General features: G+C 67.3%; 17 protein-coding genes. 2 read left to right on the forward strand and 15 right to left on the reverse strand.

Annotated elements, in window-relative coordinates; genetic code table 11:
* Positions 1-48 precede the first annotated feature (48 nt).
* Together ACTXG5_RS20965 and ACTXG5_RS20970 are read right to left on the reverse strand one after the other, a co-directional pair.
* Complete coding sequence (locus tag ACTXG5_RS20965) at positions 49-717, reverse strand: TIGR02234 family membrane protein (RefSeq protein ID WP_445160617.1); 669 nt, start codon at positions 715-717, stop codon at positions 49-51.
* Positions 710-2248 (reverse strand): anthranilate synthase component I, encoded by a 1539-nt coding sequence (locus ACTXG5_RS20970; protein WP_445160618.1) that lies wholly within the window; start codon positions 2246-2248, stop codon positions 710-712. The genes ACTXG5_RS20965 and ACTXG5_RS20970 overlap by 8 nt, the downstream gene beginning before the upstream one ends.
* 51 nt (positions 2249-2299) lie before the next feature.
* On the opposite strand from ACTXG5_RS20970, the gene ACTXG5_RS20975 reads away from it, so the two are divergent.
* Complete coding sequence (locus ACTXG5_RS20975; protein ID WP_445160619.1) at positions 2300-2764, forward strand: peroxiredoxin; 465 nt, start codon at positions 2300-2302, stop codon at positions 2762-2764.
* Positions 2765-2774: 10 nt separating this feature from the next.
* Here the strand turns inward: ACTXG5_RS20975 and ACTXG5_RS20980 are convergent, their stop codons facing one another.
* The 5 genes from ACTXG5_RS20980 to ACTXG5_RS21000 all read right to left on the reverse strand — a co-directional run bounded on the left by ACTXG5_RS20980 (position 2775) and on the right by ACTXG5_RS21000 (position 8222).
* Positions 2775-3794: an alpha/beta hydrolase gene (locus ACTXG5_RS20980; RefSeq protein ID WP_445160620.1), complete on the reverse strand. Its 1020-nt coding sequence runs from the start codon at positions 3792-3794 to the stop codon at positions 2775-2777.
* A gap of 90 nt (positions 3795-3884) precedes the next feature.
* Positions 3885-5468, reverse strand: a complete 1584-nt coding sequence (locus ACTXG5_RS20985) for a GMC family oxidoreductase (RefSeq protein ID WP_445160621.1) — start codon at positions 5466-5468, stop codon at positions 3885-3887.
* A gap of 4 nt (positions 5469-5472) precedes the next feature.
* On the reverse strand, positions 5473-6027 hold the full coding sequence (locus ACTXG5_RS20990; protein WP_445160622.1) for a hypothetical protein: 555 nt from the start codon (positions 6025-6027) through the stop codon (positions 5473-5475).
* Positions 6028-6129: 102 nt separating this feature from the next.
* Entirely contained in the window at positions 6130-7068 is a 939-nt protein-coding gene (locus tag ACTXG5_RS20995) for a helix-turn-helix domain-containing protein (RefSeq protein WP_445160623.1), read from the reverse strand.
* Between the two features lie 62 nt (positions 7069-7130).
* A complete protein-coding gene (locus ACTXG5_RS21000) occupies positions 7131-8222 on the reverse strand; it encodes a calcium:proton antiporter (RefSeq protein ID WP_445160624.1) in 1092 nt (363 codons plus the stop codon).
* A 96-nt stretch (positions 8223-8318) separates the two neighbouring features.
* Here ACTXG5_RS21000 and ACTXG5_RS21005 point away from each other — a divergent pair, with 96 nt between their 5' ends.
* Positions 8319-9830, forward strand: a complete 1512-nt coding sequence (locus ACTXG5_RS21005) for a serine/threonine-protein kinase (protein ID WP_445160625.1) — start codon at positions 8319-8321, stop codon at positions 9828-9830.
* Here ACTXG5_RS21005 and hisI read toward each other — a convergent pair.
* From hisI to hisD, 8 genes are read right to left on the reverse strand one after another with little or no spacing between them, the layout of a single operon-like run.
* Positions 9827-10174: a phosphoribosyl-AMP cyclohydrolase gene (hisI, locus tag ACTXG5_RS21010; RefSeq protein WP_445160626.1), complete on the reverse strand. Its 348-nt coding sequence runs from the start codon at positions 10172-10174 to the stop codon at positions 9827-9829. The two genes, ACTXG5_RS21005 and hisI, sit on opposite strands and share 4 nt — an antisense overlap.
* Positions 10171-10956 carry an imidazole glycerol phosphate synthase subunit HisF gene (gene hisF / locus ACTXG5_RS21015; protein ID WP_445160627.1) on the reverse strand — a complete coding sequence of 262 codons (786 nt, stop codon included), beginning with the start codon at positions 10954-10956 and terminating at the stop codon, positions 10171-10173. The genes hisI and hisF overlap by 4 nt, the downstream gene beginning before the upstream one ends.
* A 1-nt stretch (position 10957) precedes the next feature.
* Positions 10958-11758, reverse strand: coding sequence for an inositol monophosphatase family protein (locus ACTXG5_RS21020; protein ID WP_445160628.1), 801 nt, complete (start codon positions 11756-11758; stop codon positions 10958-10960).
* A gap of 4 nt (positions 11759-11762) precedes the next feature.
* Positions 11763-12509 (reverse strand): bifunctional 1-(5-phosphoribosyl)-5-((5-phosphoribosylamino)methylideneamino)imidazole-4-carboxamide isomerase/phosphoribosylanthranilate isomerase PriA, encoded by a 747-nt coding sequence (priA, locus tag ACTXG5_RS21025; RefSeq protein ID WP_445160629.1) that lies wholly within the window; start codon positions 12507-12509, stop codon positions 11763-11765.
* Entirely contained in the window at positions 12510-13130 is a 621-nt protein-coding gene (hisH, locus tag ACTXG5_RS21030) for an imidazole glycerol phosphate synthase subunit HisH (RefSeq protein WP_445160630.1), read from the reverse strand. It abuts the gene before it with no gap.
* Positions 13127-13759, reverse strand: coding sequence for an imidazoleglycerol-phosphate dehydratase HisB (hisB, locus tag ACTXG5_RS21035; protein WP_445160631.1), 633 nt, complete (start codon positions 13757-13759; stop codon positions 13127-13129). Before hisB ends, hisH begins: the two co-directional genes overlap by 4 nt.
* Entirely contained in the window at positions 13756-14949 is a 1194-nt protein-coding gene (locus ACTXG5_RS21040) for a histidinol-phosphate transaminase (RefSeq protein WP_445160632.1), read from the reverse strand. The genes hisB and ACTXG5_RS21040 overlap by 4 nt, the downstream gene beginning before the upstream one ends.
* Positions 14946-16262: a histidinol dehydrogenase gene (gene hisD, locus ACTXG5_RS21045; RefSeq protein WP_445164527.1), complete on the reverse strand. Its 1317-nt coding sequence runs from the start codon at positions 16260-16262 to the stop codon at positions 14946-14948. The genes ACTXG5_RS21040 and hisD overlap by 4 nt, the downstream gene beginning before the upstream one ends.
* Positions 16263-16287: the final 25 nt, after the last annotated feature.

Below are 16287 nucleotides of genomic sequence, written 5' to 3' on the forward strand. Positions count from 1 at the left end.
GATTTCGACGACGTCAATGAAGGGTAGCGACTGTCGGCTCGCGGCCCGTCACCGACCCTCGGTGTCAGACTCGCGGGGCCGATCGGTCGGGTCGTGCCCCTCATCGAGTGCGTCCCAGATCATCCGCTCCGAAATCTCTGGCGCCCCCGGCTCCTCCAGCATCGCCCCCTCGGCGCCCGTGCGTCGCGCAATTGAGCGGCGGGTCGCCGGAGCGGAATATTTTCTCGCCCCGCCGCGAGCGGATGTCGCGGACCGCATCAACAGGACAGCGGCGATCAGCGTGCACACCGCGGCGACCACCGCGAACCCCGCTCCCCAGTAGCGCCGGTCGCTTCCCACCAGCGTCACCAGGGAAATATGGGCGAGGTCGGCCCCGCGCGCCGCCACGTCCGGCACCACCCACAGGCTGACGCCCACGTAGGCGATCGCCAGGCTGACCACGGCCAGCAGCCCCGCCAGCGTCCGCAGCGCCCAGCCGCGCACCGCGAGCGCAGCGACGGCCGTGGCCAGCATGAGCAGCGCCGACGGCAGCAAGGCAGTCGACCACGACCCGCCGGACAGGGTCACGTCCTTGGGCGGTCCCAGCCCGTCGAACGACCGGACGACGACCCACGGCAGCCGCGACGCCGTCCACAGCGCGGCCGCGGCGATGACCAGCAGGAGCTGGGCTATACCGATCGTCAGCCGGGCTCGCCGGCCCGGCCGGGCATCAGCCATTGCGGGGTGCGTCCGGGGCCGTGAGCGTCTCGGCGGCGGCGATCGCATTCAGCACCGCGCGCGCCTTGTTGGTCGCCTCGGTGTGCTCGTAGGGGCCGTTGGAGTCGGCCACCACCCCGCCGCCCGCCTGGACGTATGCGGTGCCATTGCGCATCAGCGCGGTGCGAATGGCGATCGCGAAGTCGGCGTTGCCGGCGAAGTCGAGGTATCCGAGCACGCCGCCGTACACGCCGCGGCGCGTCTTCTCCACCTCTTCGATCAGCTCCATGGCCCGCACCTTGGGTGCGCCGGACAGCGTCCCAGCCGGGAAACACGCCGTCACCGCATCCAACGCGGTGCGGCCCTCGCCGAGGACGCCCGTGACCGTGGACACCAGGTGCATGACGTGGCTATAGCGCTCGATGTGGCTGTAGTCCTCGACGCGAACAGTGCCCGGCGTGCAGACCCGGCCGAGGTCGTTGCGGCCCAGGTCGACCAGCATCAAATGCTCGGCACGTTCTTTGTCGTCCTCCAACAGCTCCTTTTCCAGCAGCTGGTCTTCTTCCTCGTTCTGCCCGCGCCACCGCGTACCGGCGATCGGATGCGTCCTCGCCCGGCCGTCGACGACCGTGACGAGCGCCTCCGGGCTGGAGCCGACGATCGAAAAGTCAGTCGCGCCAGCGCTATTCGGCACATGCAGCAGATACATATAGGGGCTCGGGTTGGTGACCCGCAGAATCCGGTACACCTCGAACGGGTCGACGTCGGTGTCCATCTCGAAGCGCTGCGAGGGCACCACCTGGAAGGCTTCGCCGGCCGCGATCTGGTCGACGAGGTAATCGACGATCTTCCCGTACTCCTCGACAGTGCGCTGCGCCCGGTATCGGGGCTCGGGCCTGCTGAAGGTGGCAACCGTCGACGACAACGGCTGGCCCAGCGCCTCGGTCATCACGTTCAGGCGCGCGACGGCGTCGTCGTAGGCCTCGTCGACCCGCTCGTCGGTGCCGTTCCAGTTCACGGCGTTGGCGACCAGCGTGATCGTGCCCTCGTGATGGTCGACCGCCGCCACGTCTGTGGCTAGCAGCATCAGCATGTCCGGCAGATTCAGATCGTCGACGGCCCTTTCGGGCAGGCGTTCCAGGCGCCGCACCATGTCGTAGGCGAAGAACCCCACCAGGCCCCCCGACAGCGGCGGAAGCCCTGGCACCGCCGCGGTGGCCAGCAGCTCAAGGGTGGCCTGCAGCGCCTCCAGTGGGTCGCCGCCGGTGGGCGCATCCTGCGGAACCGCGCCCAGCCACACCGCTTCGCCGTCGCGCACAGTCAACGCCGAGGGCGCTCCCGCCCCGATGAACGACCATCGCGACCACGACCGGCCGTTCTCGGCGGACTCCAGCAGGAAAGTGCCGGGTCGATTCGCGGCGAGCTTGCGGTATGCCGAGAGCGGCGTCTCGCTGTCGGCCAACACCTTCCGGGTCACCGGAACAACGCGGTGCCCGGCCGCAAGCAGGCGAAATTCCTCCCGTGAGGTCGTGTCGGCGAGGTGTGGGTGCACCAAACCATCCTCGCAGATGGGGTTGTCCAGCCCGGGCGTAGCCTGACGGCCATGAAAACTGGTGACACCGTGGCCGACTTCGAACTTCCCGATCAGACCGGAACGCCGCGCAAGCTCAGTGCCCTGCTTGCCGACGGCCCGGTGGTCCTGTTCTTCTACCCCGCCGCCATGACCCCCGGTTGCACCAAGGAGGCGTGCCACTTCCGGGACCTGGCCGCCGAATTCGCCGCGGTCGGCGCCAACCGCGTCGGTATCAGCACCGATGCCGTGCAAAAGCAGGCCAAGTTCGCCGAGAAGGAGAAGTTCGACTACCCGCTGCTGTCGGACAACGAGGGCACGGTCGCCACTCAGTTCGGCGTCAAGCGCGGCCTGCTGGGCAAATTGATGCCGGTCAAGCGCACGACATTCGTCATCAACACCGATCGCAAGGTGCTCGACGTGATTTCCAGCGAGTTCAGCATGGACACCCACGCCGACAAGGCGCTGCAGACGCTGCGAGCGGGTTCGTCGGCTTAGGCAGGGGTGATCAGCCGGCCGACAGCTCAGCGAGATCGGCTGCGGGCGCAGCAGATTCGGGATCGCGCCCGACGCCCAGGTGCTCGATGAAGAAGTCGCGCGCGGCCGCCTTGGCCAGCTTTGACGATGGGCCACGATAGGCATCGAAGTGACCGCCGGGAATGATCACCAGCTTCTTGGGCTGAGCGGCGGTCTCAAACACCTGCAGCGCTGCGGCGCTCGGAGTCACCACATCGTGGGTCGGCACCACCATCAAGAACGGAGTCGGCGAGATGTTCGGCACGTACCGGCCCGGTTCATAGCCAAGGACGTACTCGATGCTGCGCAGGGTCATCTGGTTGGCAAAACCAGGGTCTCGCTTGATCGCCCCGTCGGATCCGTAAAAGTACTCGTACGCGTCGGCACTCGGGAGAACCACGTTCGCCATCGGGTTTTGGTCGACCACCGGCAACATCGCCGCCGCCTCGCCGCGCGCCCGGCCGCGGCGATCGCCGTGAAACGCCGCCCAAATCTGGGGCTGCAGATCCGCCCGGACCAGATTCTGCAGCTGCAACAGGCCACTCACGAACGGCACCTGACAGGCCACGGCCTTGAGTCGCCGATCAATCGCACCCAGCACCATGACATGGCCCGCCGACAGACTGGTGCCCCAGGCGCCCACCCGATCCGGGTCGACTTCTTGCCGGTCCTGCACGTAGGTGATGGCGTGCTGATAGTCCCGGATCTGCTGCCAAGGATCGGTCTCGTTGCGCGGCATCCCCGGCGCCGCGTCGGAGCGACCCCAGCTGCGATGGTCATAGACGAGCGCTGCCAGCCCCGCGTCGGCGAACACTTCCGCGAAATCGGCGATGAAGTGGGCCACCTCGCCGCCCAATCCGTGCGCCATCACGATGCACGGCGCAGGCCCCTGTACATCCGCGGCGGAGAAGAACAGCCCACGCAGCGTCACCCCTTCTGCATCGAACTCAACTTCTTGCGCATCGCCCATGGTCTTCTCTTCCCTTTGGCGTCCGGACAGCCGGATCGGCATCCTGACAGCCAGACTAGGAAGCAGCTACCGCGGGCGATTGATCATCTGTGCAGACGTGATTGTCCGACTGCGCGAATCGATGACGCAGTCTTAGACGCGGGCGCCGCGAACCATATCAGCCGCCTTCTCGGCGATCATGATGGTCGGGGCGTTGGTGTTGCCGCGCACCACGACTGGCATTACCGAGGCGTCGACGACCCGCAGACCGTCGACACCGCGCACCCGCAACAGGGGGTCGACCACGGCGCGTTCACCGGTGCCCATCGCGCAGGTGCCTACCGGGTGATACATCGTCTGGGTGTGGACCCGGGCGGCCGCCGCGAACTCGGCGCTGTCCGGGCGGTCTTGGGTCGGGTAGAACATCGTGTGCAGATGCGCGCCGAGTGGGCCGGTGGTGCTCATCTCGATGAATGCGCGCGCGCCGGCGAGAAGCGAGACGAAGTCGCCCGCCTCGCGATAGAGGCCGAGGTCGATCAGCGGAGCGTGGGTGGGGTCGGCCGAATTCAGGCGCACCGTGCCTCGGCTGGCCGGGTCGAGCAGCGAGACGGTCCCGGTGAACGACGGCGTCGGGGGCGGGGCCAGACCGTCGGCGAATGCCGTGGGCCCCGTGTGGATTTCGATGTTCGGTACCGCGGGGTCAGCGGTGGTGGAGAAGAAGGCCCCGACGTCGCACAGCGCGGAGTTCAGCGGGCCAGGGTCGCCCGCGTCAAACTGATCACGTGCTCTTGGGTCCAGCGCCAGGGCCAGAACGTCGGTGGCGTTGCGGGTGCTCCAGATTATTGGCAGCGTCGGGTGGTCGTGCAGATTGGCACCCACCCCGGACAGATCCACCGCGACCTCGATGTCGTGGGCGCGCAGGTGCTGCGCGGGTCCGATACCGGAGAGCATCAACAGTTGCGGAGAGTTGATCGATCCGCCGCACAGCAGTACCTCTCCCTCGGTCCGGGAGGTCAGCTGCTGGCCGCCCTGCTCGTAGCGCACGCCGACCGCGCGCCCGCCTTCCAGCAGCACGCGGTGGACCAGCGCGCCGGTACACACGGTGAGATTTGGGCGGGCCAACGCGGGGCGTAAGTAGCCATCGGCCGCCGACCAGCGCCTGCCGTGGTGTTGGGTGAGCTGGAAAGGGCCGGCGCCGATCTGGTGTGGACCGTTGAAGTCGTCGTTGATGGGCAGGCCCCCGGCAACTGCGGACGCCACCCAGAGCTCGTTGAGGCTGTGCACATACACGGGGTCCTGCACGTGCATAGGACCGTCGACACCGTGCAGGGGCGAACCCAGCCGGGCATTGCACTCGGCGCGCAGGAAATAGGGCAGCACCTCGTCGTAACCCCAGCCGGTGGCACCATGCTCGCTGCGCCAACCGTTGTAATCGCTCGGGTTCCCACGGTTGTAGACCATGGCATTCAACGACGAGCAGCCACCCAACATCCGGCCCCGCGGCACGGCAACCCGACTGCCCGTGCCGGCCTGCAGCACGCTGCGATAGGCCCAGTCCATCCCGGTACCGAACAGCATGCCGAACAAGGCTGGGATGTGTACCTCCGGTGCCGAGTCGCCGCCGCCGGCCTCCAGCAACAGCACCCGGGCAGACCCGTCGGCGCTGAGCCGGTTAGCGAGTACACACCCGGCACTGCCCGCACCGATCACGATGAAATCGAAGGCACTCTCCGGCATCAGGTTAAACCGTTGTGGCGCTCAGCGATTTGCGCTCGATGCTGGCGGCGAACAGCGGAGTCTCGCGTCGGTTGTGGTCAGTGACGGCTTCTTGTAAAACCGCTGCGGTCTGTTCGAAGGTCTGGCCCGCCGCCGCGAGTGCGTCGAGGAAGGCCCGGGTGGGATAGCTGATCACCAAGTTGGTGAACTGGCAGGTTTCCGCGTCCAGCGCGGTCACGCTGAGATCCCAGATCACCTGAATTTTGGTCCAGCCCACCGGTGTTTGCAGATCACTAAGCGACACCATGTGGCAGTGGTGGGCCTCGTGGACCTCAGCCACGTAGTGCTGGACCACCAGGCTGCCACCGACCTCCTCAACATTGATCGACATGGGCCGCCCGTCATCGGTCGTCGTCGATCCCGCGGCGATGTGATCCGGCGGAGCGCAGCGCTGATATTCCGCGTCAGGCAAGTTCAGCAACCAGTCAGCGACGTTGACCTTGTCGATCGGCGCCTGGATGATCGCGGACTGCGTGGTGCGAACAAGGACCATGTCCGTCCGTACGTCGGCGATTGTCATTGTGCTCCCCTTCCATCGGCTTACAGAAAGCCAGATTAGGAAGCAGCTACCGCGGGCGATTGATCATCTGTGCAGACGTGATTGTCCGACTGCGCGAATCGATTACGCAATTCTACGGGTCCGGCTGGGAGCAAAACCGTACTGCTTGGTGAAGGCACGACTGAAGTGCGGAAGACTGGCAAACCCCCAACGGGTCGCAATTTCACCGACCGGATCATCACTGGTGACGAGGTCGGCATAGCAGCGCGCCAGGCGGCGGCCCCGGATGTGTGCCGCCAATGAGATGTCCATCGGTTCCAAGACGCTGTACAGCGTGCGAATGGACACGAAATGGGCGGCCGCGACTGCGGCCGGGCTCAACGCAGGGTCGGCGAGATTGTCCTCAACGTATCCGAGGACCCGGTCGCACAGCTCCCGCGCCTCGCGACGCCCTGGCGACGGCCGGACCGTGCCACCGAGGTCAGCGAGCATCTGCATCACCAGCGCCGCCGCCTTCTCGGTGGCCTGCGCGCTCATGGTCGGCAACGTTTCACTGAGCACCGCCAGCACGTCGAAAAGGGGCCGCACCAAACCGGGTTCACGCCCCGACACGACCCGCACGCTTGCCGGGGTGTGAAACCCGGGCAGCAGGGCGTCGGCCAGGCTGCGCGGCAAAACCAGTGTCCGTTTGTGCACTGTCTCGGTGATCTCGTAAGCGCCGTTGATGTCGGTGTCCCACACCATCAGGTCGCCCGCACCCAGGGCGAGAACGTCGTCGTGCTGATAAACGAACTCCCGGCCGGCCAGCACATACTGCAGTCCGACCACATCGCGCGGGGTTGCACTGATTTGCCGGGACTTTCTGATGCCCCCGTGCGGGGACGTCACCCCGTCGACCAGACGCAGTTGCCCCAGCGGTTGCTCTCGCACGGTCGCTGAAAACATCTCGAGGTTGCCGTCCGTACCGGTCATCGCGAATGGCAGGTAGCAGTTACGCAGCATGTCCGTGAACACGTCGACGTCGTCGGTGACTTCCCACCGCGCCGGCGCCTCGACTGTCATAAGACCATCAGCTTAGTAACCGCGAAGGCGCCGGGACCTGTGTTGTGCAGCACAATTGGCCGCTACGGGACGATTGCCATGAACACGTAGGCCGCGAGCAACACCAGATGCACCTCGCCCTGCAATCGGGTCGCCCTGCCCGGCACCACGGTGAGCATGCTGATCACCACGGTCACCGCGAACAGCACGAGTTGGGTCGGGCCCAGGCCGAGCACCAGCGGTCCTTTGAGCCAGATCGAGGCCAGCGCGATGCCGGGAATGGTGAGCCCGATGCTGGCCATCGCCGAGCCGTACGCGAGGTTGAGGCTCGTCTGGATGCGGCCCGCCCGTGCCGCCCGCACCGCCGCGAGCGTCTCAGGCAGCAGCACCAGGGTCGCGATCACCACACCGACGAAGGAGTGTGGGAACCCCGCGGCCAATACCAAATGCTCGACGGCCGGTGACTCTTGCTCGGCCAGCCCCACCACCGCCGCCAGCGCGGCGAGCAGCAACCCCACACTCCTACCCGCCGCGGCGCTGGTCGGCGGCTCTGCATGGCTTTCATCGTCGAAGAGGCCGTGTTGCCCCTTCTGCGTGATCGGCAGGAAGAAGTCGCGGTGCCGCACCGTTTGCGTGAAGACAAACATCAGGTAGAGCAGCAACGAGGCGACGGCGGCGAATTCGAGCTGCCCGGGCGAGAATTCCTGACCTCCGCGCGTGGTGGTGAAGGTGGGCAGCACCAGGCTCAGGGTGGCCAGCGTGGTGAGCGTCGCGAGGGCGGCGCCGCTGCCGTGCGGGTTGAACAGCGTCACGCCATAGCGATGAGACCCCAACAGCAGCGACAACCCGGCGATGCCGTTGGTCGTGATCATCAAGGCCGCGAATGCGGTGTCCCTGGCCAGCGTCGCCGCTTCGTTCCCGCCGGACGCCATCAGCTCGATAATCAGGGCCAGCTCGATGACCGTCACCGCGGCGGCCAGCACCAGCGACCCGAATGGCTCTCCGACCCGGGCAGCGACCACCTCCGCGTGGTGCACCGCGGCCAGCACGGCGCCGATGAGGAGTACAGCCTGCACCGCGGCGAGTGCCGGTCCGGGCGTCGCGCCCCAGGTCAAGGCCAGCGCGACGAGGGCAACCAACGGCACGACCACGTTCCAGGACACCCGTTTCAACATCGCCTGCCATTCTCACCGAAATCGTCGGCCAGTGGGTGTTCGAGCGGACGCGCGATTACCGGGTTACCGCGGTCGCCGCCTCAGTAGCATGCTCACATGCCGCAAACCGATGGGCTACCCGAAGGCGCGGTGTTTGCTGGATACACCATCGTTCGGCGACTGGGGGCCGGCGGGATGGGCGAGGTGTATCTGGCACAGCACCCGCGGCTGCCCCGCCGCGACGCCGTGAAGATCCTGCCCGGCGAGCTCACCGAGAACCTCGAGTTTCGGCAACGCTTCAACCGGGAGGCCGACCTCGCCGCGAGCTTATACAACGAGCACATCGTCGGTATCCACGACCGCGGCGAATACGAAGGGCAACTGTGGATATCGATGGATTACGTGGAGGGGACCGACGCCGCACAGCTGCTGCGCCAGTACCCGTCGGGAATGCCGAAACCCGATGTCGTCGAGATCATTTCGGCCGTGGCCGACGCGCTGGATTACGCGCACTCGCGCGGCCTGCTGCACCGCGACGTCAAACCCGCCAACATCCTGCTCAGTGACGCCACACCCCGGCGGCGGATCCTGCTGGCCGATTTCGGCATTGCCCGCGAGTTGGGTGAAATCAGCGGCCTGACAGCGACGAACATGATGATGGGCACCACCGCCTACTGTGCGCCCGAGCAGCTGCAAGGTTTGGATCTCGACGGACGGGCCGACCAATACGCGCTGGCATGCACCGCGTACAACCTGTTGACCGGGTCCGCGCCGTTCCACGGTTCCAATCCGGCGGTGGTCATCACACAACATTTGTCGGCGCCACCACCGAAGATCAGCGAGCGCCGGCCCGAATTGGCAGACCTCGACGGCGCTCTGGCCAAAGCGCTCGCCAAGAACCCCGCTGAGCGCTACCCGACGTGTACGGATTTCGCCGCCGCGCTCGGAAGCCAACTCAACATCGAGGCGGCCGAGGCGGCTGCCCCGACCCAGGCCGTCGCGACCCCGACCGAAGTGATCGCGGCGCCGCAAACCCCGTCGGCCGCACCGCCGCAAGCGCGCAGCAGCCGGCGCACGGTGATGGCGGTCGCGGCGATCGTCGGCGTGGCGCTGGTCGGCCTTGCGGTACTCGTCAGCGTCCGCCTGCTCGGCGGCGACTCGAACCAACCGGACACCAGCAACGCTGCCGCGCAATCGGTTGCGCCGCCGAGCGGCCAACCATCCGCCCCATCAAAGCCGACGATCAAGCTCTCCGGCCAGATCACCGACAATTCCCGTGTGCTCGGCCCGCTCGAGTACGACGCGGTGAACCGAGCGCTCACCAAGCTCTACAACACCCGCGGCATCCGGTTGTGGGTGGTGTACGTCAAGAACTTCGACGGCCTCAAGCCTCTCCGTTGGGCCGAGGACACCATGCGCGCCAACAACTTCACGGATAAGGACGCCATTCTGGCCGTTGCCACCGAGGAGCCGGCGTACTCCTTTCGGGTGCCGAACGCGGTCACTGCCGGCAAAGGCATCGATCTCGAAGTCATTCGCCGGGACCGTATCTCGCCGGCCGTCTTCCGGCGCGAATGGCCGCGCGCGGCGATAGTCGCGGCCAATGGGTTGGACGTGGCGCCCCGCTAATTCCCGGGTTCCAGTAGCACGTCGGCGTCGAAGCAGCTGTGGTCTCCGGTGTGGCAGGCGGGGCCGACTTGATCGACGGTCAACAGCACGGTGTCGCCGTCGCAGTCCAGGCGCACCGCGCGCACCTGTTGAGTGTGGCCCGAAGTCGCGCCCTTGATCCACTGCTCGCCGCGGGACCGCGAATAGTACGTGGCTTCACGGGTTTCCAGGGTGCGGGCCAGCGCCTCGTCGTCCATCCAGGCAACCATCAGCACGTCGCCGCTGCCCTGCTCCTGCACGACGGCGGTGAATAGGCCATCGGCATTGCGCTTGAGCCGCGCGGCGATGTTCGGGTCGAGCGTCATCGCACCGTGATCCCCTCTGCGGCCATCGCTGCCTTCACCTGCCCGATCGTCAGCTCACGGAAGTGAAAGACACTGGCCGCCAACACCGCATCGGCGCCGGCGTCGACCGCGGGTGCGAAGTGGTCCACCGCCCCGGCGCCGCCGCTGGCGATCACCGGAACCGTAACCGCGGCGCGGACCGCGCGCAGCATTGCCAGATCGAACCCGGCTTTGGTGCCATCGGCGTCCATCGAGTTGAGCAGGATCTCCCCCACCCCCAGATCGGCGCCCCGGGCGGCCCACTCGACGGCGTCAATTCCGGTCCCACGGCGGCCGCCGTGGGTGGTGACCTCCCAGCCCGACGGCGTCGGCGCCGAACCCGGCGGCACCGTGCGGGCGTCGACGGACAACACGATGCACTGCGACCCGAATTGCCGTGACATCTCTGCCAGCAAGTCGGGGCGGGCGATCGCGGCGGTGTTGACCGAAACCTTGTCGGCCCCCGCCCGCAGCAATACGTCGACGTCGGCCACGGTGCGAACGCCGCCGCCGACCGTCAGCGGGATGAATACCTGCTCGGCGGTGTGACGCACCACGTCCAGCATCGTCGCCCTGCCCGACGAGGACGCGGTCACGTCGAGAAAGGTCAGCTCGTCGGCGCCCTCGGCGTCATAGGCCGCGGCGAGTTCCACGGGATCACCCGCGTCGCGCAGGTTCTCGAAATTGACTCCCTTGACGACCCGCCCGCCGTCGACGTCCAGGCACGGAATCACCCGCACCGCAAGGTCGGTACCCGCATACATGTCAGTAGTCCTCCGGTCGGCCGGCGCTGCACACGATTTCGAGGATCTCCCCGTAGGCGCCGGGGGCCGCGGCCAGCACCGACCGCGACTCGGGGGTCCAGAGTTGGCCGGCCACATCGGTGACGGTGCCACCCGCGGCCCGAACCTGCGCGACCCCCGCGGCGTGATCCCACACAAATCCACCGAAACTGACGACGCCGGCAAGTATTCCGTCGGCGACGTAGACGAGGTCGATGCCGGTGGATCCGTGCATGCGTAGTCGCGAGGACACCGTGCTCAGCTTCTCCAGGACCGCGAGCCGATAACGTCCCGGGAAACGGCCCCGGGACTCGGCGTTGAACGTGGCGACGCCGATCAGGCTTTCGGCCAGCTTCGTGTGACTCAGCGACGGCTGTGCGACACCGTTTTTCATCAGCGGGCCATCGGCGACGGCGGTGTAGCGATCGTCGGTGAACGGCATCCAGGTCAGGCCGGCGACCGGTTCGCCGTCGTGCAGCAGGCCCAAGAGAATCGCCGCCATCGGCGATCCCGCGGCGTAGTTGAAAGTGCCGTCGATCGGGTCGAGCACCCACACCCATGGCGAATCGATGGGCGAGCCACCGAATTCCTCGCCGTGCACGCCGATTCCGGTGGCCGCCTCCAGCGCGGCGACGACCTGGCGCTCAATCGCAAGATCAACCTGGGTGGCGAAGTCGTTGCCCTTCTTGCGAACCGCCGAGTCGGCGCGATGGCCGGCCACGAACGGCTCTACTGCTGCGTCGAGGATTGCTGACGCCTCGGCCAGCAGTGCGTTGAGATCCACTGGATTACACCCGTACCGCGTCCAGCGCCTGCGGCAAGGTGAATCGCCCGGCGTAGAGCGCCTTGCCCACGATGGCGCCCTCGACGCCGCGGTCGGTGAGAGTGGCGATGGCGCGCAAGTCGTCGAGGCTGGACACGCCGCCCGACGCGATGACCGGGACGTCGGTGCGGTCGGCGACGCGGGCCAGCAGGTCGAGATTGGGACCTTCCAGCGTTCCGTCCTTGGTGACGTCGGTAACGACGAACCGCGAACATCCCTCGCCGTCAAGACGTTCCAGCACGTCCCACAGGTCGCCGCCATCGGTTTCCCAGCCGCGGCCACGCAGTCGGTGCCGGGCCACTTGATTCTCATAGACGATCTGGACGTCCAAGCCGACCGCGACCTTGTCCCCGTGCTCGGTGATCGCCCGCGCACACCATTGCGGATTCTCCAGCGCCGCCGTGCCGAGATTGACCCGGGCGCACCCGGTGGCCAGCGCCGCGGCCAGGGAATCGTCGTCGCGGATCCCGCCGGACAACTCCACGTTCACGTCGAGCTTGCCCACCACCTCGGCGAGCAGTTCGCGGTTGGAACCACGGCCGAACGCGGCGTCCAAGTCCACCAAATGGATCCAGTCGGTACCGTCGCGCTGCCAGTTCAGCGCCGCGTCCAGCGCGGAGCCGTACTCGGTTTCGCTGCCGGCCTTGCCCTGCACCAGGCGCACGGCACGACCTTCGACGACGTCGACGGCGGGTAACAAAATCAGCGGCATCTACAGTCCCTCAACCCAGTTGTTCAACACGGCCGCACCGGCATCCCCGCTTTTTTCCGGGTGGAATTGGGTGGCGGCCAGCGGTCCGTCCTCGACCGCGGCCAGAAACGGCACCTGATGGGTGGCCCACGTCTGCACGGCTTCCGATGATCCCTCCCAGCGCTGCGCGGCATAGGAGTGCACGAAGTAGTACCGGGCGGACGCGTCCAGCCCCTTGAAAAGCCCACTGCCCGAGCCGGGTTGCACAACGTTCCAGCCCATGTGCGGGATCACCGGGGCGTCCAGCCGGGTCACCGCACCCGGCCACTGTCCGCAGCCCGTCGTCTCGACGCCGAATTCGACGCCGCGGGCGAACAGGATTTGCATGCCGACGCAGACCCCGAGCACCGGGCGGCCGGCGGCCACCCGCTCGGCGATGATCCGCTCCCCCGCGATCTTGCGCAGGCCGGTCATACACGCCTCGAAGGCGCCGACGCCGGGTACCACCAACCCGTCGGCAGCTGCTGCCGCACGCGCGTCGGCCGTGACTTCCACCGTGGCGCCGACCCGCTGCAGCGCACGCTGAGCAGACCGTAGATTGCCTGAGCCGTAGTCCAGAACTACGACTGATCGTGTTGTCACAGAACGCCTTTGGTCGACGGCACACCCGAGACGCGAGGGTCGAGCTCCACCGCCTGACGCAGCGCGCGGGCCACGGCCTTGTACTGCGCTTCGGTGATGTGGTGCGGGTCGCGCCCGTACAGCACCCGCACGTGCAGGGCGATGCGGGCGTTCATGGCCAGCGACTCGAACACGTGCCGGTTGATCACGGTGTGATAGGGCACCGAGCTTCCGGCGATGGTGGTGTGTTGCAGGTGATCCGGTTCGCCGCTGTGCACGCAGTACGGCCGGCCCGACACGTCGACGGCGGCGTGGGCCAGCGTTTCGTCCATCGGGATGAAGGCGTCGCCGAACCGGCGGATGCCCTTCTTGTCGCCGAGGGCCTGACCGAGCGCCTGACCCAAGGCGATCGCGGTGTCCTCGATGGTGTGGTGCCCTTCGATCTCGACGTCGCCCTTGGTGCGCACGGTCAGGTCGAAGCTGGCGTGGCTACCCAACGCGGTCAGCATGTGGTCGTAGAACGGCACACCGGTGTCGACGTGGACCTGCCCGGTGCCATCGAGGTCGAGCTCGATCACGATGTCGGATTCCTTGGTGCGGCGCTCAATTCGTGCGCGACGGGTCGCTTTTCCTGTTTCGGGAGTGGTCACGGGGCTCCTAATACATGGTCGCGACCCGCTGCACGCGGCATCGCCGCGCTTGCGATCGCTCCTGCGGGGCTGGATACGGCTGGGGCCAGCTCGGTGGCGGCGATCTGGGCGCTGGCTTGGAGGAACGCGTCGTTCTCGTCGGCCAGTCCGATGGTGGTACGCAGGTAGCCGCGAATGCCGACGTCGCGGATCAGTACGCCGGTGTCCAGGTAGCGCTGCCAGGCCGCGGGCGCGTCGGCGAATCGGCCGAATAGCACGAAGTTCGCGTCGCTCGGGATGACCCGAAAGCCCAAGCCGGCCAGGGCCGTCACGACCCGTTCGCGCTCGGCGATCAGGGTGGCCACGCTGCCCAGGGTGTCGTCGGCGTGCCGCAGCGCGGCCCGGGCCGCGGCCTGAGTGACCGACGACAGGTGATAGGGCAACCGCACCAGCAGCATCGCGTCGATCAGCGCCGGTGTGGCGACCAGATAGCCAAGCCTGCCGCCCGCAAAGGCAAACGCCTTGCTCATGGTCCGGCTGACCACGAGGCGGGTCGGATACTGTTCGACCAGCGCGACCGCGCTGGGCTGAGAAGAGAACTCGCCGTACGCCTCATCCACGATCAGGATGCCCGGCACCACGTCGAGCAGACGCCGCAGATCCTGCAACGAAATGCTTTGTCCAGAAGGGTTATTGGGACTGGTAACGAAAACTACGTCGGGCTTGCGTTCGGTGACGGCGGCGACGGCCGCATCGATGTCGAGGGTGAAGTCGTCGGCCCGCGCGGCCTCGAGCCATTCGGTGCGGGTGCCGTCGGAGATGATCGGGTGCATCGAATAGGACGGGACAAATCCGATCGCACTGCGCCCGGGCCCGCCGAAGGCCTGCAGCAGCTGTTGCAGGATCTCGTTGGAACCATTGGCGGCCCAGAGGTTTTCCACACCCAGCGCCGTACCGGTTTGCGCGGTGAGATAACTGGCCAGATCGGTGCGCAGGGCCACCGCGTCGCGGTCGGGGTAGCGGTGCAGGTCCACGGCGGCCTCCTGCACGGACCGGACGACGTCGTCGACCAGCGCCTTGCTGGGCGGGTGCGGGTTCTCGTTGGTGTTCAGCCGCACCGGAACCGCTAATTGTGGTGCGCCGTAGGGCGATTTGCCCCGTAGGTCGTCACGCAGCGGCAGATCGTCCAGCGTCGGCTCGGATGCGGTCATCGTTCGAACCTCCGCCGTACCGCCTCGCCGTGCGCCGGCAGGTCTTCGGCTTTGGCCAGTGTGACCACGTGTCCGGAGACGTCTTTGAGGGCCGCCTCGGTGTAATCCACGACGTGGATGCCGCGCAAGAAGGTCTGTACCGACAGGCCGCTGGAATGCCGGGCGCTGCCCGCGGTGGGCAGGACGTGATTGGACCCGGCGCAGTAGTCGCCGAGGCTCACTGGCGACCATGGGCCGACGAAGATAGCTCCGGCCGAACGTATTTGGCTGGCAACCCGCGACGCATCGGCGGTCTGGATCTCGAGGTGTTCGGCGGCGTAGGCGTTGACGACCCTAATGCCGGCAGCCAGGTCATCGACCAGGATGATCGCCGATTGCGGTCCACCCAGCGCGGTCGTCACCCGTTCGCGGTGCACTGTCGTCTGCAGCTGGGCCGCCACTTCGGTGTCGGTGGCCTCGGCCAGGTCCACGCTTGCGGTCACCAGGACGCTGCCGGCCATCTCGTCGTGTTCGGCTTGGCTGATCAGGTCGGCGGCCACATGCCCAGGATCGGCGGTGTGGTCGGCGAGGATGGCGATCTCGGTCGGCCCGGCTTCGGCGTCGATGCCCACCAGCGACCGACACAACCGCTTGGCGGCCGTGACATACACATTGCCGGGCCCGGTGATCATGTCGACCGGTTCCAGTTGCGTGCCGTCGGTGTCGATGCCGCCATAGGCCAGCAATGCCACCGCCTGCGCACCGCCGACGGCCCACACCTCGTCGACTCCCAGCAGCCGGGCCGCGGCCAGGATCGTCGGATGCGGCCAGCCGTCGAAGAGGGCCTGCGGCGGACTGGCCACCACCAGCGACTCGACACCCGCGGCCTGCGCGGGCACCACATTCATCACCACACTGGACGGGTACACGGCATTGCCGCCGGGCACGTACAGGCCCACTCGCTCGACGGGAACCCACCGCTCGGTGACCGTGGCACCCGGCGCGAGCACGGTGGTGACGTCGGTCCGGCGCTGATCCGCGTGCACGGCGCGGGTTCGCTCGATCATCACCAGCAGGGCGTCGCGGACGTCCGCCGCCAGTCCGTCCAGCGCGGCTTGCAACACGGCCTCGGGAACCCGGACGGCAGCGGGGCGCACGCCGTCGAACGATGCCCCGAACTCCAGGGCCGCCTCGGCCCCGCGTTCGGCGACGGCCTGCACAATCGGGCGCACCTGCGACAACACCGTCTCGACGTCGGCCCCACCGCGCGGCAGGGCGGCCCGCAGCCGGGCAGCCGTCAGCTCGGCACCCCGCAAGTCGATGCGGGCCAGCAAAGGTGTGGCAGTCACAGCGTCCATT

The sequence above is a fragment of the Mycobacterium sp. Dal123C01 genome (genome assembly GCF_052566995.1).

Coding starts and splice junctions, on each gene's coding strand:
- ACTXG5_RS20965 (WP_445160617.1), bottom strand. CDS start 717: ATGGCTGATGCCCGGCCGGGCCGGCGAGCCCGGCTGACGATCGGTATA.
- ACTXG5_RS20975 (WP_445160619.1), top strand. CDS start 2,300: ATGAAAACTGGTGACACCGTGGCCGACTTCGAACTTCCCGATCAGACC.
- ACTXG5_RS20980 (WP_445160620.1), bottom strand. CDS start 3,794: ATGCCGATCCGGCTGTCCGGACGCCAAAGGGAAGAGAAGACCATGGGC.
- ACTXG5_RS20985 (WP_445160621.1), bottom strand. CDS start 5,468: ATGCCGGAGAGTGCCTTCGATTTCATCGTGATCGGTGCGGGCAGTGCC.
- ACTXG5_RS20990 (WP_445160622.1), bottom strand. CDS start 6,027: ATGACAATCGCCGACGTACGGACGGACATGGTCCTTGTTCGCACCACG.
- ACTXG5_RS20995 (WP_445160623.1), bottom strand. CDS start 7,068: ATGACAGTCGAGGCGCCGGCGCGGTGGGAAGTCACCGACGACGTCGAC.
- ACTXG5_RS21000 (WP_445160624.1), bottom strand. CDS start 8,222: ATGTTGAAACGGGTGTCCTGGAACGTGGTCGTGCCGTTGGTTGCCCTC.
- ACTXG5_RS21005 (WP_445160625.1), top strand. CDS start 8,319: ATGCCGCAAACCGATGGGCTACCCGAAGGCGCGGTGTTTGCTGGATAC.
- hisI (WP_445160626.1), bottom strand. CDS start 10,174: ATGACGCTCGACCCGAACATCGCCGCGCGGCTCAAGCGCAATGCCGAT.
- hisF (WP_445160627.1), bottom strand. CDS start 10,956: ATGTATGCGGGTACCGACCTTGCGGTGCGGGTGATTCCGTGCCTGGAC.
- priA (WP_445160629.1), bottom strand. CDS start 12,509: ATGCCGCTGATTTTGTTACCCGCCGTCGACGTCGTCGAAGGTCGTGCC.
- ACTXG5_RS21040 (WP_445160632.1), bottom strand. CDS start 14,949: ATGACCGCATCCGAGCCGACGCTGGACGATCTGCCGCTGCGTGACGAC.